12 protein-coding genes are annotated in these 16,968 nt (G+C 61.5%); 5 read left to right on the top strand and 7 right to left on the bottom strand.

Annotation, left to right across the window (positions count from 1 at the left end):
* The first annotated feature begins 32 nt into the window (after positions 1-32).
* On the top strand, positions 33-518 hold the full coding sequence (locus tag ACRTG1_RS00060) for a hypothetical protein (protein ID WP_206546475.1): 486 nt from the start codon (positions 33-35) through the stop codon (positions 516-518).
* 64 nt (positions 519-582) lie between these two features.
* On the opposite strand, the gene ACRTG1_RS00055 is transcribed toward ACRTG1_RS00060, so the two are convergent.
* From ACRTG1_RS00055 to ACRTG1_RS00030, 6 genes are all read right to left on the bottom strand, one after another.
* Positions 583-1,656, bottom strand: coding sequence for a sn-glycerol-3-phosphate import ATP-binding protein UgpC (locus ACRTG1_RS00055; protein WP_297559110.1), 1,074 nt, complete (start codon positions 1,654-1,656; stop codon positions 583-585).
* 16 nt (positions 1,657-1,672) lie between these two features.
* On the bottom strand, positions 1,673-2,509 hold the full coding sequence (gene ugpE / locus ACRTG1_RS00050) for a sn-glycerol-3-phosphate ABC transporter permease UgpE (protein WP_113157070.1): 837 nt from the start codon (positions 2,507-2,509) through the stop codon (positions 1,673-1,675).
* A gap of 12 nt (positions 2,510-2,521) precedes the next feature.
* A complete protein-coding gene (ugpA, locus tag ACRTG1_RS00045) occupies positions 2,522-3,403 on the bottom strand; it encodes a sn-glycerol-3-phosphate ABC transporter permease UgpA (RefSeq protein WP_432515486.1) in 882 nt (293 codons plus the stop codon).
* A 59-nt stretch (positions 3,404-3,462) separates the two neighbouring features.
* Positions 3,463-4,788, bottom strand: a complete 1,326-nt coding sequence (gene ugpB, locus ACRTG1_RS00040) for a sn-glycerol-3-phosphate ABC transporter substrate-binding protein UgpB (RefSeq protein ID WP_113157072.1) — start codon at positions 4,786-4,788, stop codon at positions 3,463-3,465.
* A 445-nt stretch (positions 4,789-5,233) separates the two neighbouring features.
* Entirely contained in the window at positions 5,234-7,024 is a 1,791-nt protein-coding gene (locus ACRTG1_RS00035) for a ShlB/FhaC/HecB family hemolysin secretion/activation protein (protein WP_432515485.1), read from the bottom strand.
* Between the two features lie 2 nt (positions 7,025-7,026).
* On the bottom strand, positions 7,027-12,684 hold the full coding sequence (locus tag ACRTG1_RS00030) for an MBG domain-containing protein (protein ID WP_432515484.1): 5,658 nt from the start codon (positions 12,682-12,684) through the stop codon (positions 7,027-7,029).
* A 644-nt stretch (positions 12,685-13,328) separates the two neighbouring features.
* On the opposite strand from ACRTG1_RS00030, the gene ACRTG1_RS00025 reads away from it, so the two are divergent.
* The 4 genes from ACRTG1_RS00025 to ACRTG1_RS00010 are packed head-to-tail and all read left to right on the top strand — an operon-like array spanning position 13,329 to position 15,935.
* Positions 13,329-13,967: a lysophospholipid acyltransferase family protein gene (locus tag ACRTG1_RS00025; protein ID WP_432515483.1), complete on the top strand. Its 639-nt coding sequence runs from the start codon at positions 13,329-13,331 to the stop codon at positions 13,965-13,967.
* Entirely contained in the window at positions 13,967-14,917 is a 951-nt protein-coding gene (locus ACRTG1_RS00020) for a phosphatidate cytidylyltransferase (RefSeq protein WP_432515482.1), read from the top strand. Before ACRTG1_RS00025 ends, ACRTG1_RS00020 begins: the two co-directional genes overlap by 1 nt.
* Entirely contained in the window at positions 14,914-15,300 is a 387-nt protein-coding gene (locus ACRTG1_RS00015) for a hypothetical protein (RefSeq protein WP_206546481.1), read from the top strand. The genes ACRTG1_RS00020 and ACRTG1_RS00015 overlap by 4 nt, the downstream gene beginning before the upstream one ends.
* The gene (locus ACRTG1_RS00010) at positions 15,297-15,935 is read left to right on the top strand and encodes a CDP-alcohol phosphatidyltransferase family protein (protein WP_432515481.1); all 639 of its coding nucleotides are present in this window, start codon (positions 15,297-15,299) and stop codon (positions 15,933-15,935) included. Before ACRTG1_RS00015 ends, ACRTG1_RS00010 begins: the two co-directional genes overlap by 4 nt.
* 98 nt (positions 15,936-16,033) lie before the next feature.
* Here the strand turns inward: ACRTG1_RS00010 and ACRTG1_RS00005 are convergent.
* On the bottom strand, positions 16,034-16,968 hold a 935-nt coding region (locus tag ACRTG1_RS00005), incomplete at its 5' end, for a histone deacetylase family protein (RefSeq protein WP_432515480.1).

Raw genomic sequence — 16,968 nt, 5'->3', positions numbered from 1 at the left:
CCCCAAACCCCATCATCAAGACGGAGGAGCTGATGAACTACGACAAGAATCCCTTTCCCGAAGGCGACGCCGACCGTCATTACTTATGGGAGATGCTGGTGCGGCGCGACATCGACGCGTTCCTCTCGCAGGACTGGTCGATGGTGGAAGGGGATTTTGCCGAAGACCGCTTCTTTGGCATGCACGCGCATTTTTTGAGCGATGCGGATTCCTGGCGGCTTCAGTTTCCCAACGTCGAGACCTATCGCGACGAGTGGCTGCGTCAGGGCAAGGAGACGGCGGCCACTGCGTTTGCCGAGCCGCTGCGCGAAGCCCTGTTCCGCGTTACCAATATGCGCGACATCGACATCGATGGCGACCGCGCGGTCCTGCACAAGAAATTCAACGGCATGGTTGCCAAGGCCGACGGCACCGTCGACCGGCTGAACTGGCAAACGCTCTATTTCTGCTCGAAGATCGACGGGCGCTGGAAGATCACCGGCTTTGTCGGTTACATGCCGAACCCGCTTTGCACCTGATTTTCAGAAACTTGCGCTAATTTTTTCAAGCGCCGTCGGGCCTTTCGCCCGGCGGCGCTTTTTGTCAGAGGCGCTTGCCGGTCTCGGCATCGAAGAGATGCGTCATGCCCTTCTGGATGGCAAGCGGCAGCGTGTCGCCGGGAGCGACCTGCGCGCTGCCGGACAGCCGGGCGATCAGCTCGCCGCCCGCGCCATTTGCGCCGGACAGTTTGCCGTGAGCAAGCGTGTCCGCACCAAGCGTTTCCACTGCGGTGACCGACAGGTTGAGCGTGGCCTCATCCGCCGAAACAAGCTGCAGATGCTCCGGGCGCACGCCGAAGAGAAGCGGCCGGCCAGCTTCTGCGGGCTGGGCGTCGAGCGCCAGCTTGCCCCCGCCTTCCAGCTCAAAATCCGAGCCCGAGACGCTGCCCTGCAGAATGTTCATGGCCGGCGAACCGATGAAGCCGGCGACAAAGCGCGTGGCCGGACGTTCATAGACATTCATCGGCGTGTCGATCTGCTCGGCAATGCCGCCATTCATGACCACCAGCCGATCGGCCAGCGTCATGGCTTCCACCTGATCATGCGTCACGTAGAGCGCGGTGGTGCCCACCGAGCGCTGCATCTGCTTGATCTCGAGACGCATCTGCACACGCAGCTTGGCATCGAGGTTGGAAAGCGGCTCGTCGAACAGGAAGACGGCGGGATTGCGCACGAGCGCACGGCCCATGGCGACGCGCTGGCGCTGACCGCCGGAAAGGGCGCGCGGCTTGCGGTCGAGATAGGGCTCGAGCTGCAGCATGGTGGCGGCCTTGTCGACGCGCTGGCGGATCTCGTCCTTCGTCTTGCCGGCAATCTTGAGGCCATAGGCCATGTTGTCGAACACGCTCATATGCGGATAGAGCGCGTAGTTCTGGAACACCATGGCGATGTCGCGCTCGCGCGGTTCCAGATCGTTGACCACCCGGCCGTCGATTTCCATCGTGCCGCTGGTGATGCGCTCGAGGCCTGCGACCATGCGCAGAAGCGTGGACTTGCCGCAACCGGAGGGGCCGACAATGACGATGAACTCGCCATCGGCCACATCGAGGCTTACGCCGTGAATGACCTCGGTCTTTGCGTAGGATTTGCGGATATCGCGAATGGAAATCGTCGCCATGCCGATTTCGGTCCTTCTATTTTTCTGTCTCGACGAGGCCTTTGACGAACAGGCGCTGCATGAAGATCACCACAGCCACCGGCGGCAGAACGGCCAGCATGGCGGCTGCCATAGTCACGGGCCAGTTGCCGTAGTCATCGGCGGTCGGCATCATCTGCTTCAGACCCATCACGATGGTGTTCATCTCCGGCTTTGTGGTGATGAGCAATGGCCAGAGGAACTGGTTCCAACCGTAGATGAAGAGGATCACGAACAGCGCTGCGATGTTGGTCACCGAGAGCGGCAGCAGGATGTCCTTGAAGAAGCGCAGCGGCCCCGCGCCATCGACGCGCGCAGCCTCCACCAGCTCGTCCGGCACGGTCATGAAGAACTGGCGGAAGAGGAAGGTGGCGGTTGCCGAGGCGATGAGCGGCAGGATCAGGCCGGTATAGGAATTGAGCAGGCCAAGCGAGGCCACGACCTCATAGGTCGGCACGATACGCACTTCCACCGGCAGCATAAGCGTCATGAAGATCGCCCAGAAGGCGAGCATGCGGAAGGGGAAGCGGAAATAGACGATTGCATAGGCCGACAGGATGGAGATCGCGATTTTGCCGATCGCAATGCCCATGGCCATGATGAACGAGTTGAACAGCATGCGCCCGACAGGCGCGGTCACGCCCGAAGCCAGCGCCTCGCTGTAATTGTCGATGAGATGCGGCCCGGGCAGCAATGGCATGGGCGGGCGGATGATATCAAAATGCGTCAGCGTCGAGCCGACGAAGGTGAGATAGATCGGGAAGCAGACGATGGCGATGCCGATGATCAGCACCGCATGCATCAGAATGGTTCCAAAACCCCGTTTTTCGACCATGATCCGCCCTCCTCAGTAATGCACGCGCCGCTCGATGAAGCGGAACTGGATGACGGTCAGAATGCCCACGACAACCATCAGGATGACGGACTGGGCGGCGGAGGAGCCGAGGTCCTGCCCGACGAAACCGTCGGAGTAGACCTTGTAGACGAGAATGGTGGTCGACTGACCGGGGCCGCCTGCGGTCATCGTGTGAATGATGCCGAACGTCTCGAAGAAGGCATAGACGATGTTGACCACCAGCAGGAAGAAGGTGGTGGGCGACAGAAGCGGGAAGATGATCGTGCGGAAGCGGTGCCACTTGCCCGCGCCGTCGATGGCGGCAGCCTCGATCAGGCTCTTCGGAATGGCCTGCAGACCGGCCAGGAAAAACAGGAAATTGTAGCTGATCTGCTTCCACGCGGCAGCGAGGATGACAAGCGACATGGCCTGACCGCCATTGAGAACCGGGTTCCAGTCGATGCCGATGGCCTTCATATAAAAGGCGATGACGCCGATGGAGGGCTGGAACATGAACAGCCACATCACGCCGGCAACGGCAGGCGCGACGGCATAGGGCCAGATCAACAGCGTCTTGTAGGTCCCCGCGCCTTTTATGACCTGATCGGCCATAACGGCGAAAAGCAGCGCGACCGACATGGAAACCACCGTCACGAAGAAGGTGAAGACCGCCGTCGTGATGAACGACTTGAGATAATACGGGTCGCTGAAGAGATATTGGAAGTTCGAGAACCAGACGAACTGCGCGCCCAGACCGAACGGATCAGGCAGAAGCAGCGACTGGTAGAGGGCCTGTGCGGCAGGCCAGAAGAAAAAGACAATGGTCACCAGAAGCTGCGGCGCGAGCAGCAGGTATGGCAATAATCGATTGTCGAAGGTAACGCGTTTTTCCATGGGCCGACCAAATGATACGGGGCCGGCAGCTGTTGTGCCGGCCCCGCAATTTTACAAGATTAGCGCGTCGACTGCTCGAAGCGGCGCAGCAGCTGGTTGCCGCGGTTCACAGCTTCGTCGAGTGCGGTCTTGGCGTCTTTCTCACCCTGCCATACGGCTTCCAGTTCCTCGTCGATGATGGCGCGGACCTGATCGAAATTGCCGAGACGGATGCCCTTGGAGTTGTCCGTCGGGGCCTTGCCGGTCATCTGCAGAATGGCGATGTCGGTGCCGGGGTTCTCGTCGTAGAAGCCCTGCTCCTTGGTCAGCTCGTAAGCGGCGGTGGTGATCGGCAGATAGCCGGTGTCCTGGTGCCACTGAGCCTGCACTTCGGCGCTGGAGAGGTAGTTCAGGAAGTCGGCAACGCCGGCATATTCCTCGCCCTCATGGCCCGACATGACCCACAGCGATGCGCCGCCGATGATCGTGTTGAAGGGCGCGCCTTCCGCATCCGCCCAGTAAGGCAGGTTCGTCACGGTGAACGGGAAGTCGGCCTCGGCCTTCACACCGGCATAGCCAGCGGAGGATTCGGTAAACATGGCGCACTCGCCCGAACGGAAGCGCGCACCGCCCTCATTGCGGCGGCCGGAATAGCTGAACAGGCCGTCTTTCGCCCATGCGCCCATCTTGTCGATGTGCTTCACCTGCAGGTCGCCATTGAAGGCGAGCTCGGTGTTGGTGCCGGCAAAGCCATTGGCTTCCGTGGCAAACGGCACATTGTGGTAGGCGCTCAGGTTCTCAAGATGAATCCAGGACTGCCATGCCGTCGTGAGCGGGCACTCGGAGCCCGATTCCTTCAGCTTGACGAGGATTTCCTCGACTTCCGACCAGGTAGCCGGCTTGGTCTCGGGGTCGAGACCGGCAGCCTCAAGCGCGTTCTTGTTGATGTAGAGAACGGGCGTGGAGGAGTTGTAGGGCAGCGACAGCATCTCGCCGTCGGTGTTCGTGTAGTAGCCGGCAACCGGCGCGAGATACGCGCTCGGGTCGAAATCGGCTTCGGCTTCCGCCATCACTTCGTAGACCGGCTTGATCGCGCCCTTGGCAGCCATCATCGTCGCGGTGCCGACTTCGAACACCTGCAGGATGTGCGGCTGTTCGCCGGCGCGGAAAGCGGCAATGCCTGCGTTCAGAGCTTCCGAATAGTTGCCCTTGAGCGTGGCAACGACTTCATACTGGTCCTGGCTGGCGTTGAAGTCCGCTACCTGCTTGTCCAGAAGTTCACCGAGACGACCGGTGAAAGCATGCCAGAACTGGATCTGGGTTGCTTCGGCCTGTGCGACGCCGACCATTGCCGGCAGCGCCACCGTTAAAGCAGTCGCGGCGGAAAGCATTGCGCGAAATTTCATCTCTTATCTCCCTGTAGAGCTGGTCGCCGATTTTGAAACCGATCTCTCTTGACCAGCTATTGTTACCGTTGGATGACAACACCTGAAGAACAATATGTCTATACCTGTCGGACACAGAATTTTCATATTGCTTTCATTTACCTTCGTTTTTGGCATAGCGAAAGAGGCATTCGATGCGGCGTTTTTGTCGCGGATGCGGCGCGCGGAAGCACACTGCTTTCGCGTGTCACCGCGGCAGTGTGCATCAATTGGCAGGGTATTCAGACAACGCGCCTGGCAGCCACGACAATTGCATTTATTTAATTGTGGATGGCATTGCAGCCGCGCAGGGCGACGGGGAACAGCCGCCATCACTTGGCGACAGCAGCCGTCTCACGGCCTGAAGGAACATCCGAATCGTCAATGCCATGAGCCGGCGCGCATGGGACGGCGTCGGTCCAGACAGCTAGAAACGCGCCGTTATGGAACCCTGCAGGTTCCAGTCACCGGCCTGCGTGTTTCCACCGTCACTGAGAGCAACGCCGGCTATGAAACTGGCTGAGAAGGTTTCGCCGACACTGTAATCGAACCCCACTCCAAGCCCGCCCAGCGTTGTGCTCCGGTCCGTGCTGTGATCGCCCCCGAAGCCGAGATCGGCGAAGAAGTAGGGGGACAGGCTGTCCTGAACGGGCGGAAGCCAGTCGCCCCCGACCCGGTCTCCCAGCAGCGAGATGTTCGGCAAACGCAGTTCGTTGCGCCAGATGATGCCGCTGTCCACGCTCACATCATCGTAATTGTAACCGCGCACCGCATAGCGCCCGCCAAGAGAGACGCGCTCGGTATCCGGCAGCGCCTCGCCGGCAAGGGTTCCCGAGAGTGAGGAAATCCAGGAGAGCTGCGCCGGCAGTGGTGTGGCGCGGGTGAGATCCATGGCCAGGTAGGCGTATCGAAGGTCATCGATGCGGCCATTGGAAAATGGGTACCAGCTGGCCATGTCATTGCCGTGAAGCACACCGCCCGGATTGGCTTTCACGCGCACATCGACGACCGTTTTGCCCCAGCGGTCTTCGAAATCCCCGCTCCAGCCCAGCACCAGCTGGAAAAGCTCCGCACTTCCCTCTGCCACCGACACGCCGTTGAACAATGTACGGCGTTCGAGACGCTTGAACTCAACACCGCCATAGATATCGCCCCAATAGCGTCCCGGCAGGATGTTGGAGACCGCCGACCGATAGATCACCGGCAGTTCGAACGTGGTGTTCTCAATGGTGAAAAAGCGGTTCGGCCGGTCGCTGCTCGCAACCAGGGCCGGGGCGATTTCCAGACTTTGGCGGGCGAAGGTCGGGATGGTCAATCTGCCCGCATGACTGATGTAACCCGGATAATCACCCTCCCGCGGAATGATGATCCCCGGGTCGCTCCAGATGTCGTCGCTTGCCGTCATCTGATAGGAAATCCAGGGTGCGCCCGGCAGGGGCAGACGCGCAGAACCACCAAGGAAATAGCGGTCCCGCCCGGTGTCGCTTGAGCCGGAATTCGACCAGCCGGCAAAGACCTGCCAGGGCCGCTGCGTCCGGATCATGACGTCAAGATTGCTGAGCGCGGTGTCCTCGCCGGGCCGAAACACCCCTTCGGCGCGCCGGTATGGAGTGCGGTTCAGCCAGTTCAGATCCTCTTCCAGCGCCCGTGCATCGATTTTCTCTCCGCGCGCTGCGCGCAATCCCTTCCGAATGCCCTCGGCTTCGCCGGCGGCAACGCCTTCGACCGTCACTTCACCGGTGCGAAACTCTATGACACGGACCTGCAGCACACCGCTGGTGATTTCCTGCGGCGGCAGGGTGACGGAGACAAACGGGTAACCGGCATCCCTGTAGACGCGGGCGATTGCGGCCTGGATCCTGCCCGCCAGCGCCAGCGTCAGCGGCTCACCGATGAACGCGCCCAGTGCAGTCTCAGCGGCCTGCCAGTCGATGATCTCGATTTTTCCCCCGACGCCTTTCGGCGGTGCAGCGGCAGCCGCATCATCTTCTCCGATCAGATAAACGCCGGCCAGATCAACCCCGAGCGGCGTCGTATCTGTCGCACCGAACTCCTGTTCATCAACGCCGAGAGAAACCGGCTCACCCGGCGCAACCTGCGGCAGGTTGCGCTCAAGGGCGGACTGCGCAAAGGCAACGGGTTGAAAGAGGAGAATGCCAGCGCTCAGTGCGATGGGCAGCGTCAGCAGATGCTGACGGATCGAAAACTCTGATGTCATCATCATTCCACCGCAGCGCTCAGCCATGCGCCGTAAGATCGGTTACAGGGGTAAACGGCCAGCGGGCCGCTTTCGCTGACAGCCACCGGTTCGCAGGTCTCGGTCTCTCCATCTCCTGCTTCGATCAGCAGAGGCGGTGAAGACTCATATGCCTGAGGCTGGATATCGGGTGTCGGGATATTCGACCCGTCGAGGACGGTGAGAATGCCGCCGAGATAGGTCAGTTCGTAATTGGGCGAGAGCGCCAGTGAGCCCTGACCAATGGCGTATGCGCCGACCGGGGAGTTCAGGTTCGCCGTCGTGGACAGGCTGCCGCTCATCTGGTCGCCATTGACCAGCGATCCGGAAACGATGGCGTAGGTCAGCGCGGGATTGGCTTCGTCAATGTCGCGCTGCAGATCGTCCGCCCGCACCGTGACTGCGCGCCTGTTGACGGTCACGTCAGCGCCGGTGAAGGCGATCTGATAGTTGCCGCCAGCCGATAACGACCCCTGCGTGATCCCATAGGCGCCCACATTGCTGGTGGAGGTCGCGCCACTGGACAGCGCTCCGGTGAATACCGATGTGTTGTCGCCGCCGACCAGTCCGCTGTGGGAATAGCCAAGGGTCGGCGCACCGTCGCCATAGGTCATGCTCGCCGCATTTGCCGTCACCCACAGGGTGGCGGGCGTGATGGCGAGAGAACCCGATGCAAGCGTCAGATCATAGCCAAACTGGCCGGAATAAAGCCCCGCCAGGGTCAGGTTGCCGCCCGTATAGGTGCCCGCATCTGCGTTGGCTGCAAGATAGCTGGCCGTGCCGAAAATCCGGGAGCCGTCATAGGGGCCGCCATAAACGAGCGTTCCCACATCGGGACTTGCTGCGCTGCCGTCATAAACCTTGCTGACGCTGCCGCCCGTCACGCTGAGACCGGTCATGAAACCGCGCAGGAGCGGGGTCGTATACCCATCGTAGATGCGCCAGACCGCGCCTGTCCCGCCCTCATCATCAATGTTGAAGCCATAAGCGGTGAAGGTCGAGAGCTGCGTCATCTGCGCGCCTGTAAGGCCGGTCACGCCGGGAACCGTGGGATCATACGAGAAGCCGACAGCATCCGTCAGGCCAGACGCATCGGTGTCCCATAAAGTCGCACTGAAGGAAGCGCCGGTATCAACGAGCCCTGCAATGCCGCCCTCATTGCCGTCGCCGGCAGAGGCGGAGCCTGTGGCATAGGCTCTTGCAACCGATCCGGATGTAGCCAGTTGCCCCAGAAGGCCGCCCGCGAACGCGGCAGCCGACACGGCGCCCGTCGCATAGGAATCCGTGATCGACCCGTCATTCACGCCGGCCAGGCCACCGGCCCCGTTGCCGCCTGCCGTCACATTGCCGGTAGCGAAGGATTGCGTGATGGAGCCCGTATTGTACCCGACCAGACCGCCAAAGTTGAAGTTCAGGTTGATCGCGCCGCCGACAGTCACATTGCCGGTGGCGTAGGACTGATGGATCGTCGATCCGCTATAGGTGACACCAACCAGCCCCCCGATATCGCTGACGCCGCCAATGCCGGTCACCGCACCGGTGGCGGAGGATCGGGCGACCGTCCCATCCAGCGTGCCGACCAGACCGCCGATGCTGTGGGCTGTGCCGGAAACGTCCGTCGAGGTCTGCACATCACCGATGGTGGATCCGGCGTATCCAGCCAGTGCGCCAACATGACCATTGCCGGAGACGCTTCCGCCGGACAGGATGAGATCCGACAGGGACGAACCGGCAGCGGCATAGCCGAACAGGCCGACATAGTCGTCGGCTGCGCGGTCGATGGTCAGACCGCTGATCGCATGCCCCTGTCCGTCGAGACTGCCGCTGAATTCGGCGCCGTAGACGCCGATCGGGTCGAAGCCTGCACCGCCATTCCAGCCTGCCGTACCCGATGCATCGATATCGTTGGCAAGGACAAAGGCGCTGCCGAGAAGACCGCTCGATCCCACGCCCTGCAATCCATAGACATCCGCGATCTGATAGGGCGTTGCAGATGACCCATCGCCCCCGAGCGCACGAAGGAACTCGCCGCCCGCTATGTTGAAATCATTGGCGTGGAAACCCGGAAGTGTGCTGCCGACCTGCGTCCAACTGGCGTCAGACTGGAACCGGTCGACATAAATGTCGCCGGTCACCATGGCGGCGATGTTGGTTGCGGTGCCTGTCCGGTCAACGCGCAGCCTGCCACTGGCGGCCGTCACCGATCCGTTGACCGTGATCGAAGTGTTGCTGGCATGACTGTAGAGAGTGAGTTCATTGGAACTCGCCCAGGCAAGGTCCCCGTTTACCGTCAGGTCGCCATTGACGGCCCCGACAAACACGGAACTCTTGTCGACAGAGAATGTGCCGCCGGTTGAAGCGGTCAGCCCGCCCCCTGCGTGCATACTCATGTTGAGTGAAAAGTCAGATCCGGCGTCCAGAACAATATCAAGGCTCTTGCCATTGTTGTCCGATCTCAGAACGCTGCCCGGAAGATTGGTTATGAAATCCAGATCGCTGTCGCTGAACGAACCCAGCGTGGTCTGCAGGTTCGTGGAAACATCCGTAAGCGCCGCGGCGTCCGTCTCGACCCGGAACGTGTTGCCCCAGATGTCCGCGCCGGAGACCCCGCTGGCAGTCATGCGGTCGGAATAGGTTGCGCTTTGCGTGCTCTCGCCATCGAGATAGGTGAGAACGCCGGCAGCGTCGAGCGATCCCGCATCGGTCAGGATATAGTAGTAGCCATTGGCGCCGGTAACGGCAGAGCCAAACAGGCTGCCGCCGGAAATGCCGCTGACATCAGCCCCGGAAAGCGGTGTGCTGCCGCTGTCAGCATAGGCCGTGCCCGAAACGGCAACCGGCGTCGAAGCATATTGCCAGCCGAAATAGGGGTAGAGGTCGTTGCCAGTGGCCCAGATGGTGTTGTTCAGGCTGAAGCCAAGCCCGAAGTCGAGCGAGCCCTGCATCTGCGCGGTGGTCCGGCTGCCGGTGTTGGTAACTGTCGGAGTATAGAACGCCGTATATCCGATCGCGTCGCTCTGTCCGGTCGTGCCAATGTCCCAGGCCGCGTTGGTCATGGATACATTGTTATTCCGGAGCGTACCAATAAGTGCGCCCGCATAGCCATCGGTCGCCACGCGCCCCGTGACAAAGGAGTTCATAATGGTCGTGTACCGGTCGGCCTCGCCAATGAGACCACCCGCAGAAGCACCATTGATGCCGAGCACCTGTCCGGAAAAATAGCTGTTCTCAATCGTGAGGTCCTCGGAGCCCCCGACAAGACCTCCAGCCACACGGAAGTTGCCTGACGCAACAACCGTCGCGGTCGAGTAGGAATTTTCGACCCTGTTGCTGTTGTCATTGGCGGTTCCAACGAGTCCGCCAGAACGCGATCCGGTTATTGTTCCAGTCGAGCTGGAATTCGATATGGTCAGCCCCTCAGTCACAATGCTCACCAGGCCACCGACGGCGCTGCCCGTGCCGTTTTCCGTGACAGAAACATCCGCATGCACATTGGTCATCGTCGATCTGTCGAGGTTTCCATGAAACCGGCCTACGACGCCTGCGCCCCACGTTTCTGTCTCAACCGTACCGCTGACAGTGACATTCGACATGTGATGACCGATGGCCCCGCCGCTGTTCTCACCGACCAGGATCGCTGTCTGGGAACCTCCGGTCACGCTGGCATTGGTGACGTTGAGGTCCTTGATTTCCGGCTCCGACGGAACGGCCCCCCCCCAATAAGAAATGAGTGCAACATTGTGACCTGAGGGCCGGTTTATAAACAGCCCGTCGATCGTATGGCCCTGGCCGTCCAGATTGCCTGCCAGTCTGACGGGCCTGAACCCTGCGCCGCTGTTCCACCCCGACACTGGCGACGCATCGATGTCACTGACGAGCTGATAACTGAGTTGAGCAAACACCCCTGCTCGACGATCCCTGTCTGTGATTCCCTGAAGCCCGTAGATATCGGAGAGCTGATACGGGTTTGCTGCGGTCCCGTCCCCGCCGCGCGCCCGCACAAACTGCCCAGCATACTCATCAACCCGGAAGTCGCCCGCCTTGAATGATGGCAGGGCAGCCCCGACCTGCCCCCAATAGCCGCGCTGAAGGGTGAAGGTCCCGACATCGACAAGGGCATAGTTGGAATGGGTGTGGATCGTGCCGACGCTATCGGGTCCGCCCTGACCTTTTGCGATCAGCGTCAGGCCGCCATTCGGCGCCAACACGCCAGCGTTCATCTCGATATCGTTGTAGGCGTCCAGCGTCAGCGTGTTTGTGCTGCTCCAGGCCAGGCCATTGTTCACGATAATGTCGCCGGCGCCAGGGGTGCCGGCCACGGGGCCGTTTGCGGTCGTCGCCGTCGTTTGCAGCGTGACGTTCGAGTTTGCGAGGGCGTTCTGAATCGTCTGCGCCGGCCCGTAAGTGATGATGATGTCTTCCGGGTCGATCAGCCAGTTGCCCGTCGTACCGCCCGCAGCGGATGTGTCGATCGAGACGCCGTTGAAGTCGACGGTCTTCCTGCCCGAAGTCTCGATAAAGCCACCCGTGCCGCCGGTCCCGCCCCGCGCGCTGAGCGCGCCGGAGACGGTTGTGTCCTTTTCGGCGAAGATCATGATCTCGCCACCCCTGTCGCCATCGCTTTCAGCGGAGGCGTCAAAGGTTCCGGTGACCGTGATGTCCCCGCCGGTGACGGTGATCGTTCCGCCCTCGCGCGCCGGACGCGGTGTCGGAATGGGCACGTTCGCCGCCATCCTGCGTGCCTTGAGGCGACCGCTGGCCCTTACCTTGCCCGTGGCCCCGGCGGTCAGAAAAATGCGGCCGCCGGAACTGGTGACGCCCGTCGCCTTGATGACATCGTCCGTGTTGCCGGCCAGTGCATAGACATTGCCGCCATTGGCGCGGATCTCGGCATTCGCGGCAGCAATCGTGCCGGAATTCACCGCTTCTGTGTCCGGGCCACCAAGTTCCACGGAGAGGAGCCCGTCCGTATCGGCGGCATCTTTCATCAGCACCTTGTAGCCTGCGCCAAGCGCGGCGGTGCCGTTGGGGGCTTCCAGTGTGCCGGTATTCTCCACCCGCCGGGCAATCAGGGCGATGTCGCCCTGTGCAGAGCGGATCGTGCCGGCATTCGTCACCTCGGCGGTGCTGTTGCCGGAGAAGGTCATCCCGCCGCCATTGAGGAAATCACTGTCGGTCACGTCATGCGTGGAGGCGACAAACGAACCTCCCGTAGCGACCAGACCGCCACTGCCGACCACCACACCGGCTGGATTGATGAGGAACACGCTGCCGGTCGCGGTGAGGCTGCCGTCGATCTGGCTTGAAACATTGCCGGTGACGCGATTGAGCGTCGCGCCGTTGCCGTTGTCGAAATGAACCTGATTGCCCGATCCTACAGAAAAGCCGCTCCAGTTCACGACGCCGGTTTCGGTCGTCTGGCGGATATCCAACCGCGGGCCGTTTGCCGATATTGTCCCGTTGCCGGTCGTAAACTGTCCCCCGGTGGGCAAAACGTCATCGGCCATGGCGGTGGCGGGAACGAGCGCCGTGGTCAGCATGAGCGACGCGTACAGCGCGCGGGAGAGCCGGACACGCTTGGATAAGGTCCTGCTACCCCTCCCGGTTTCCGTCGCACAGAAACCAACCATCCGATCCGTCATGCCTCAATATCCTCCCGGAAGACACGTGTTCCAGCCGATATCACTTTCAATACAGAGTGTTTCAGGTCAGATTCCACCTACCAATTCTGACCAATACTGACTGAATCTGACGACCGGGCTGACGGACAGCCATCCGTCATCGTGAAACCACAGGGGTTATTGTGCGGGCGTTGTAACGCTGCCTCTTTCCCGGCTCGCGCACGGTCTGGAAAACCTGCTGGCCTCCTCCAGTGCCATCACAGCGAGCTATAACGATCCACATACTTGCGCATGTAAACGGCGACACGCCGTGTAAACACCTTCTCAATCTGCAAGCGAAGACGTCGTGGTTAGCAAGGCCGGGTGCAACGACGATTTCAAAATAGGAAAACTAGCTTATGTGCCAATAAGCCCCGCATGGCCCGCCCTTCAACCTGAGCGGAGGCGATGACAGTACAGGAAATGAAAATGCCCGCTCTGCACCGCCACGGGACAGTCGAGCACGACCCGTGGCGCTGTTAACGTGTCAGGCTCCATTACATCCATGCCTTTTCGGGCATGGAGAATTCATGCTGTTTTCAATCGCCGTTATTATTTGGCCGCACGCTGCAACCGTTCTATACAGCGTCTGAATCTGGTTTCCACGCAAAGCTCCAGGGGACACAATGGCATTTTTGTCGCGGGTGGCGGCAGGCGCGATCACGCTGTTTGCACGTTTCATCACCGCTGTACGCGCCGACTGGCAGGGCATCGAGCCGGTTCCCCGTCAGCGCGTCTATTTCGCCAATCATGTGAGCCATGGCGATTTCATCCTGCTATGGACGGTGTTGCCGCCGCGCATGCGCCGGCAGACCCGGCCCGTCGCCGGCGCCGATTACTGGCTGAAATCACCCGTCAGGCGCTTCATCGGCCGTGACGTGTTCAATGCGGTTCTGATCGACAGAAACCGGGACACGCGCGCAAGCGACCCCATCGGGCAAATGGCCGATGCGCTGGATGGCGGGGCCTCCCTCATCATCTTTCCCGAAGGCACGCGCAACGAGACCGACGCGCCGCTGCTCTCTTTCAAGAGCGGCATCTACCATCTGGCCAAGACGCGGCCAGACGTGGATTTCGTTCCGGTGTGGATCGACAATCTGAACCGCGTCATGCCCAAGGGCGAATTCGTGCCCGTACCGCTCATCTGCACGGTCACGTTCGGTGAAGCCATGCGGGTCGGCGATGACGAAACGAAAGAGGCTTTCCTCACCCGGGCGCGCGATGCGCTTCTTTTCCTCTCGGCAGCTTCGGAAGGTGACGCGTGATGAGTGAACATCAGATCGACCTTTTGAAACTGCTCGGCGGATTGGCCGGCGTGCTGATTGCGGCATCGCTGGTGGGCTATGTGCTTCAGCGCAAATTCTCGCCCGATGGCACCAACACGGCCATCGAAAACCTCAACGACCGGGTGAACGCCTGGTGGGTGATGATCATCCTCATGGGCGGCGCGCTGATGTTCGGCCGGGTTGGCGCGATCCTGCTGTTCGCTTTTGCATCATTCGCCGCACTGCGCGAATTCGTAACGCTGACCAACACGCGGCGCGGCGACCACTGGGCGCTCGCCTCGGCCTTCTTCATCTTTCTGCCGCTGCAATATTATCTCATCTATATCGACTGGTACGGCCTCTATTCGATCCTGGTGCCGGTCTATGCGTTCCTTCTTCTGCCCATTGTCTCGGCGGTGCGCGGCGATACGGATCATTTCCTCGTCCGGGTGGCGGAGGTGCAATGGGCGCTGATGATCTGCGTCTTCTGTGTGTCCCACGTGCCCGCGCTCCTCACGCTGGATATCCCCGGCTATGAGGGACGCAATTTGCTTCTGATCGCCTTCCTCGTGGTGGTCGTGCAGTCGAGCGACGTCCTGCAATATGTCTGGGGCAAGCTGCTCGGGCGCACGAAGATCGCGCCCAACCTCTCGCCCTCCAAGACACTGGAAGGTTTGATCGGTGGCGCGCTCAGTGCAACGCTGGTGGGCGCGGGGCTGTTCTGGATGACGCCCTTCACCCCGGTTCAGGCCGGGCTTCTGTCCTTCGTCATCGTGCTTCTGGGCTTTTTCGGCGGGCTCGTCATGTCTGCCATCAAGCGTGATCGCGGCGTGAAGGACTGGGGGCATCTGATCGCCGGGCATGGCGGTTTCATCGACCGGCTGGATTCGGTCATCTTCTCGGCCCCGATCTTCTTCCACCTGGTGCGCTACTGGTGGTCGCTCACATGAGCCCTGCGCTTGCCCGACTGGCGAGATCGAGCGCCGTTCACATGGCGTTCGCGTTTCTCGCCATGGGAAGCTGGGCCGTGTTCGCCAACCGGGGGCACGCAATGCCGCGTCCGCTGGTGGCGGGCATGGTGCAGGGGCTTTTGTCCGCCTGCATCACACTGTTCCTGAAGCGCATCGTGGAGTGGCTGACCAGTCGCTTTTCCGGCCTTGGCGCGCTGGTTCTGCCGCCGCTCATCGCCTGTCTCGTTTCCGCAACGCTTCTGTCCGCGATCCACGCGGCAGCGGGCACGCCCGAAATCCTTGCGACGGTCGCCCTGCCGCTGACGGTCGCCACATCCTATGCCGCCCTTTACACCTACACCCTATGGAGCGCCCGACCGTGAGCGATACTGAGAACCGACGTCCGCTGGCCAGCCGCGACACCGGCTGGGCGCACAGCATCACGCGCTGGCTGGCCGCCACAGCCATCACGCCAAACCAGATTTCCATGGCGAGCATGGGCTTTGCAGCCCTCGCCGGTCTCGCCCTTTGGCAGGCGGGATCTGCCGATGGCGTGATCCGGGCAGTGCTTCTCATTCTGGGCGGGCTGTTCGTGCAGTTCCGCCTCCTGTGCAATCTGTTCGATGGCATGGTTGCGGTCGAGGCGGGCAAAAGCGCGCCGGACGGCGCTTTCTGGAACGAGTTTCCCGACCGGGTCGCCGATATCGCGATCCTCATCGGTGTCGGTTATGGCCTTGGCCTGCCAGCACTTGGCTGGGCGGCGGCGGGTTTTGCCGTCCTGACGGCTTATGTGCGCGAGCTCGGTCGCGCCTGCGGCCAGCAGGCAGACTTTTCCGGCCCGATGGCCAAGCCGCACCGCATGGCGACCATCACGGCGGCGGCCGTGCTGTCGCTCTTCGAGCCGCTCTGGAACGGGCGCAGTGAAGTGTTGACCGTGGCGCTCTGGATCGTGGCCATCGGCGCGGCCCTCACTGCGCTGCGCCGTTCGGCGCGTCTGGTGAAGGCGCTTCGCGGATAGCGCGTTTCGCTTTCAGCTGAAATCCGCACAAATACGAGAGCAGATCGAGCATCGCGCCATCACCCCGTTTGAAATCCGGGGTGATGGCATGTCCGTTGTCAGTCCGCCGCGCTCGCCAGCGCGTCACGGCTGGCGGTGAGGAAGATTTCCGCATTTTTCGACAATGACGGGCCGAGATAACCGCCCTCCTGGATCAGCGCAGTCGGCAGGCCGAGCCCGACGATCTCGCGCGCCATGGTCGCGAACCCTTCGCCTGTAAGTTTCACCTCCGACAGTGGATCGTCTTCCGCCATGTCGAGGCCGAGCGAAACCACCAGCGCTTCCGTGCCGAAATCCCTGAGCGCCGCGAGCCCTTCGCGGAAGCGCGTCAGGATCGTCTCGGTGTCGGAGCCGGGTTTCAGGCAAAGATTGAGCGTCGCCCCCTCGCCTTCGCCCTCGCCACGCTCATCCTCATAACCCAGATAATAGGTCGGGTAGAGATCCGGGTCCGTGTGCAGCGAACAGACGAAAACGTCACCGCGATCATAGAAGATGTCGAGCGTGCCATTGCCGGTGTGGGTATCGATGTCGAGCACCGCCACCTTGCCGAAACGCGAGCGCAGGCTCTGCGCGGCAATGGCCGCATTGTTGAACAGGCAAAAGCCGTTCGAGGCGTTGGAAAGCGCGTGGTGGCCCGGCGGGCGGCACAGGCCATAGACCATGCGCGCGCCTTCCTTCACCCGTTCGGCGGTTTCAAGCGCTGTCTGCGCCGACCAGTAGACCGCGTTCCACGTGCCTTCCGTCAATGGCACCGACGTGTCGGTCGCCCACCAGCCGAGCTGACCGAAAACGGAGGATGACGGACGCCCCCGGCGCGGGCCGGGATGACAGTTCGGGATCGGCTCCTGATCCGGCGCTTCGGCGCGCCAGCGCTCATAGGCGTCCTTCCAGAAATCCACGTAATCGGGATCGTGCACGGCCTTGATCGGATCCTCGCCGAAATCGCGCGGGGTCTCGATTGGGAAGGCGTTGCGCCTGAGCATGTCGCGGATGA

It is taken from the genome of Nitratireductor sp. PBL-C9 (genome assembly GCF_050877045.1).
GTDB lineage: Bacteria > Pseudomonadota > Alphaproteobacteria > Rhizobiales > Rhizobiaceae > Nitratireductor > Nitratireductor aquimarinus.
This window is presented reverse-complemented; position numbering and strand designations above follow the sequence as displayed.